This is a genomic window from Negativicutes bacterium (assembly GCA_018052945.1).
Classification (GTDB): domain Bacteria; phylum Bacillota; class Negativicutes; order JAGPMH01; family JAGPMH01; genus JAGPMH01.
Window position 1 is genome coordinate 4,726 of record JAGPMH010000050.1, and the last position, 5,406, is coordinate 10,131.

Consider the following 5,406-nt stretch of genomic DNA (forward strand, 5'->3'; position numbering starts at 1 on the left):
AGCATTTTCATTACATAATATAACATTTAAAACCTCTCACTTAGCATATGTTAAACCGATAAAAGTTTTATGATCAGAACGTCCTAAATTCAGTTTAAGATCTGGCACTATACTCATTCTCATCCCATAGTTGATATTGTTATCATTATATTCAACTAACAGCGTCGTACTAGGAAAAACATTGGCACCCAGTAACGGCGTAATATTTTTTTCAAGGGCAACAAAGCCCTTTTCAAAATCACCACTCCCAATACCAGCATGTACTCTAAAACCCAATGGTAAACCTTTGCTGACAACAGCAAAGGTACTTCTTTCGCTTTTTCCTGTCAAATCATTGATCCCCACTGCTAGTCCTGGAGTTAACACAGTCTCACTAAGTAAAACGTATTTCACATTAAATTTATTAATCTGTTCAATGTCGTGCTTTTCATTAGCAAAACTAACTTCTAATTTTTCAGCAAGCCCATAGCCCATATTTCTTATCTTTACATCATCAGCAGAATATATTCCTATGCCAAAGCTTTCTTTTTTTACCACATCTGCTGTCGGTAGCTCCAGCAAACCCGTAGCTCCATTTAAGCTTGGCTGTGCCAGCCCCCAATTATTTTGGCAAAAATACAATAACAATAAAGCTGTGAAAATTTTTTTAAACATAATACCCTACTTACTTTCTAACTCTGCTAATCTTTTTTCTAATTCTTTTATTTTCTTCAACATATCTGGAACTTTATTAACGCCAGCCTTAGTTCTTAACCATTCTTTATGAGGTTTAGCCGGGAAACCGGCATAGAAAGAATTAGCTGGTACATCATTAATTGGCGCAGATCTTGCTGCAAAAACAGTATTATCACCAATCTTAATATGTCCCACACAACCACATTGTCCGGCAAAAGTTACATTACTGCCCACAATAGTACTACCGGCAATACCAGTTTGTGCGACTACTAGACCATTTTCACCAATGACCACATTATGTGCAATATGCACTAAATTATCAACCTTAGTGCCACTCTTTATAATAGTGCTACCGGTCGTTGCTCTGTCAATAGCGACATTAGCGCCAATCTCAACATTATCTTCGATAATAACATTGCCCACTTGCGGAACTTTATTATGTTTACCGGCTTGTGTTACAAAGCCGAAACCATCACTACCAATAACCGCTCCGCTGTGAATTATAACAGCATTACCTATTTGAGCTCCCTCACGGACAGTTACATTAGGGTAAATAACAGTATCTTTACCAACAACAGTCTTTTCACCAATAAAAGAATGACTATAAAGCACCGTGTTATCACCAATTTTAACATTATCGGCAATAACTACATACGGCATAATCGCTACATTTTCTCCTAATTCAACATTTTCTCCTAGAATTGCTGTAGGATGAACTTCTTTTTTTATTGTTACAGTAGGCGCAAACAACACTAATAACTTCATAAAGGCCACTCGCGGATTATCAACTTTGATTATATTTTGCTTGAAATCTGTAACATTTCTTTCAACGATAATTGCTCCAGCCTTACTATTTTTAGCAGCCTCTAAATGTGGTTCAACGGCAAAAGTTATAGCTGTAGCTTCAGCATCATTAATATTAGTAACAACAGAAATTATTAGATTTTCATCACCAATTAATTCGCCATTAATTACTTGCGAAATTTCCTTTAATGTCATCTCCATATAGCGAAGTCTCCTTTTACTGCAATTTAGCTATCATTTCATCTGTTACATCCACACCACCTTGCACTGCAACATTCTTTTTAATAATAACCGATAAATTCTTTTCTTTGGCAATTTTTTCAAGATTAGTTTTGATTTCAGTTTCCATTTTACCTGATAAATCTTTTCTTAAAGCTGTAAATTCAGCATCAGCAGCTTGCTTGGCATTATTAAAATCAGCTTCACTTAAGGTAGTTTTATCAGTATTTAATTTTTCTTCTATCTCTTTATGTTTAGCCATTAATTCTTCATTCATTACTTTTATTTTCGGGCTTTCTGTAACAACTTTTTCCACATCAATAACGCCCACATTTTTATTTTGTCCACAACCACTTACCACAACTGCCATTATCACCATGCTAATAGCCAATAAATATCTTAAAGTTTTCATTATAATCCTCCAACTTAATTATTTTTTCTTTTTAATTCAGCAATAATATCATCTGTTAAATCTATTGCTGTTATATTCAGAAAAACCTTATCCATAACTATCGTTATTTTCCTAGTTATAGCCATCTTAACAACTTCATCTTTTACTTCACTAATAAGATGTTCTTCCAGTTTTTTAATTTTCACTTTCAAGTTTTCAATTTCGACTCTTTTGCTTTCCTTTAGTTCTTTATTCTGGTTATACTCTGATGGTTCATTTATTAGCATCGGTTTATTTTTATATTCAACCTCAACTTGCTTTAGATAGTCTTCTTCAGCAAGTTTTTGTTCATTATTTAATTGACTCTTCTGCTGTTTTAATATCAACTTATATTTTTCTTCAATTTCGGCAAATTCAGCATCTCTTTGCAATAATAACTTTTGTAACTGTCTACTCAAACCTTCTTTTTCAGGTTCCCCTAAATTTAATGTTTTAAACTTCAAATGAATATTGAAAATTTCCGGATTGAAACTAGCATTAACTTTTTCTTTTTCTTGCTCTAACTGATTTTTTATTTCTTTAGTAAGTTCTTCTTCTTTTAGCAAGAACTTCTTTTGCAACTCTCTTTTATGGTTACTTATTGCCAACTCTTTTTCTTGAGTTAAGGCAAAGTCTGCTCCTAAGCTCTCTTCTTGCTTAAACTTAAACTTTGAATATTGCTCCACCATCGTTAGTGCATTTTTTAAAGTCTCTAATTGTTTGTATTCAGGATGTTGCGTCAATGCTTTTTTTATATCAATAACCGCTATAACTTCTGTCGCGGTCTTATCATTGATCACAACAGTTTGTTTTGAGATAAAAAAATAGCTCAAAATAATAATTATTATAATGCTATAGCTTAAAAATATTATCTTATTATTTTTCATCTCATTACTCCTTTTAAAAAATGCCGAGCTTGGCTATCCACGCTCGGCATTAAGCTACTCAGTTATTTATTTACCATAACTTTTAATTACTTCATCAGTAATATCTTGACCGCCATATACAACATTGCTTTTTTCTACAACAATTGTTAAACCTTTAGCATCAGCAACTTTTTTAACTGCTGCATTAATTTTATCAAAAATAGGTCCTAATAATTCTCTTTCTTTATTTTGTAAACGTTGTTGTATTTGTTGGTAATATTCTTGTTTTTGCTGGTCATTCATACTAGCAGATTTGCTTTCAAAATCTTTTTTCGCTTGTTCATATTCAGCTTCCATTTTAGTTTTAGCTTGCGCTACCTCTGGGTGTTGATTGAACAACATATTATTATTTACTACCCCAACATTGGAGGAAGCCGCAGCATAGCTATTAGAGCTTTGCATTGTTGCTACTCCGATTATTCCTATTACAAAAGCCACTGCTATCGCAATAGTAATAATTTTAATTTGTTTCTTTTCAAATTTTAACATTTTAAAGTCCCCTTTTAATATTTATTCTTTGGCACTACTTTTAAATTATAGCAAAGTTCTTTTTTATATTCAAGAAAGTTTAAAAATTTCCTACCAATCTTAACCAATTATCTTCATTATTCTTGACATATTCCAAACTAACAAACTCATGTAATTTATACCGCAGGGCAACTTCATTTAAGTCCGTTTTAAAATGATGCTCTACTCTTAATAAAAACTTATCACTCAGCTCTTGCTTTAAATATAAATTATCATAACGTTCACTTTGATTGTATTTATAGCCCAGTAAGGTTTTATCAAAAATTTTATATTGATATCCATAGGACCATTCAAACTTCACATTATTCGTGATGAATTGATTTTCTATAAACAATTCTTGCTTCGGTGCTACAAATTTACCAACATGAATTAAAAACGATGTATTATCTTGTTGTTTGCCTAAATCTAAACGCCCTTCAATGTTTAAATTATATCTTTCACTATCCAGTAAAATTTCCACCTGATTTTTAATACCAGGAATTATTACAACAGTTTTATTTAAGGCTATTTTTTTTAAGAAATCATCATTTTCAATTAATGTTATTATTTCTTTGGTGAAAAATTCCTTATGCCGCTTTAGAAACTCAACCGGTAAGCCATTTAATTTTTCTAAATAAACTTCAACCTTAGCTCTTAACTTTAAAAAGGCAAGATTCGGTATTGTCTGTGACCTTATCGCTACTACTGAGTTTTTTACCAATAGCCCTTTTGGATATAAGCTCAGCCTAACCATTGTATGGCTACCTTCGGTTATATCCAAAGAATAATTATACTCCGGTAATTTATTATTAAAATAATCATTTAATGAAGTTTTCAAAATACTACTTGCCCAATAAACAGCGTCAATCGGTAACCCCAATAGTAAATTTTCAATTACCGGTTTGATTCCCCTTAAATCTTCATTAATTAAATCTTGATAAGGCTCTGAAATATCATTATTTACCAGTGAAACTTCAACACTTTGGATACTATCCTGCCACGGTCTTAATTCTACTTCAACTACAGTTTGTTCAGCAACTTCCAGTCTTACCGCTTGGACATAATAGCCGATCAAAATCCGTCCCAAAACATCTTGAAATAAGTTTTCATAAGATTTTTTTTGTTCATTAATTTTATCAAGTGGTTGTCCTTGCAATACATTATTGGCAATAGTTAATGTGCTTGCGATAATACGTTTTTCAATTTCTACCGGTACCTTCAAGTCATCAGAAAACTTTATATTGATAGTCATTTTATCAACATACTGCACCGGTTGAGCAAAAGCTAAGTTTTGCAAAAAAATGCAATATAATAAACCGAGTATAAAAATTATTTTAATCTTAATAATTTCATCTCCTGACAAAAACAACCAGGCTAAGCCTGGTTGTTTAAAAAACTTAGAATTGTCCCCCAAAACTAAAATGTGTTCTACCACCTTGTGAACTTCGACCATAATCTAAACGAATAGAACCTAATGGTGTATCCATCATTACACCTACACCATAACTAACTTTAAGATCGCCTAAGTCATATTTATCAGCCCAAGCATTACCAAAGTCTGTAAAGACAGCACCACTAACTTTGCTAACAATTGGATAACGATATTCTACTGTCCCTAATAACAATCTTTTTCCTTCAAATTGATCATCTCTAAACCCACGTAATGTATCAATCCCGCCAGCTGTAAATAAAGCATTTTCCGGCATATCCCCGGTAGCATAACCAAGACTAGCTCTTGTCGCAAGTACTTGTGCATGTCCAACTTTAAAATAATGTCTATCTTCAAAATTAAATTTTTTGTAATCAAAATCACCTTGTAAAATTCCGCCAGCAAATTCTGCACTA

At 32.4% G+C, this 5,406-nt stretch carries 7 protein-coding genes; all 7 read right to left on the reverse strand.

Annotation, left to right across the window (positions count from 1 at the left end; all coding sequences use genetic code 11):
- Positions 1–36: 36 nt before the first annotated feature.
- Positions 37–654 (reverse strand): YjbH domain-containing protein, encoded by a 618-nt coding sequence (locus KBI38_07165; protein ID MBP8629836.1) that lies wholly within the window; start codon positions 652–654, stop codon positions 37–39.
- A 6-nt stretch (positions 655–660) separates the two neighbouring features.
- Positions 661–1,680, reverse strand: a complete 1,020-nt coding sequence (gene lpxD / locus KBI38_07170; protein ID MBP8629837.1) for a UDP-3-O-(3-hydroxymyristoyl)glucosamine N-acyltransferase — start codon at positions 1,678–1,680, stop codon at positions 661–663.
- 16 nt (positions 1,681–1,696) lie between these two features.
- Positions 1,697–2,110: an OmpH family outer membrane protein gene (locus tag KBI38_07175; GenBank protein ID MBP8629838.1), complete on the reverse strand. Its 414-nt coding sequence runs from the start codon at positions 2,108–2,110 to the stop codon at positions 1,697–1,699.
- 14 nt (positions 2,111–2,124) lie between these two features.
- A complete protein-coding gene (locus tag KBI38_07180) occupies positions 2,125–3,015 on the reverse strand; it encodes a hypothetical protein (protein MBP8629839.1) in 891 nt (296 codons plus the stop codon).
- Between the two features lie 66 nt (positions 3,016–3,081).
- Entirely contained in the window at positions 3,082–3,543 is a 462-nt protein-coding gene (locus tag KBI38_07185; GenBank protein MBP8629840.1) for an OmpH family outer membrane protein, read from the reverse strand.
- Positions 3,544–3,622: 79 nt separating this feature from the next.
- Positions 3,623–4,996 carry a hypothetical protein gene (locus tag KBI38_07190; protein ID MBP8629841.1) on the reverse strand — a complete coding sequence of 458 codons (1,374 nt, stop codon included), beginning with the start codon at positions 4,994–4,996 and terminating at the stop codon, positions 3,623–3,625.
- Positions 4,959–5,406, reverse strand: a 448-nt coding sequence (locus KBI38_07195; protein MBP8629842.1) for a BamA/TamA family outer membrane protein, incomplete at its 5' end; no start/stop codon positions are given. The genes KBI38_07190 and KBI38_07195, both read right to left, overlap by 38 nt.

Excerpts from the sequence above, each read along its gene's own strand:
- KBI38_07165 (MBP8629836.1), bottom strand. The coding sequence starts at position 654 with ATGTTTAAAAAAATTTTCACAGCTTTATTGTTATTGTATTTTTGCCAA.
- lpxD (MBP8629837.1), bottom strand. The coding sequence starts at position 1,680 with ATGGAGATGACATTAAAGGAAATTTCGCAAGTAATTAATGGCGAATTA.
- KBI38_07175 (MBP8629838.1), bottom strand. The coding sequence starts at position 2,110 with ATGAAAACTTTAAGATATTTATTGGCTATTAGCATGGTGATAATGGCA.
- KBI38_07180 (MBP8629839.1), bottom strand. The coding sequence starts at position 3,015 with ATGAAAAATAATAAGATAATATTTTTAAGCTATAGCATTATAATAATT.
- KBI38_07185 (MBP8629840.1), bottom strand. The coding sequence starts at position 3,543 with ATGTTAAAATTTGAAAAGAAACAAATTAAAATTATTACTATTGCGATA.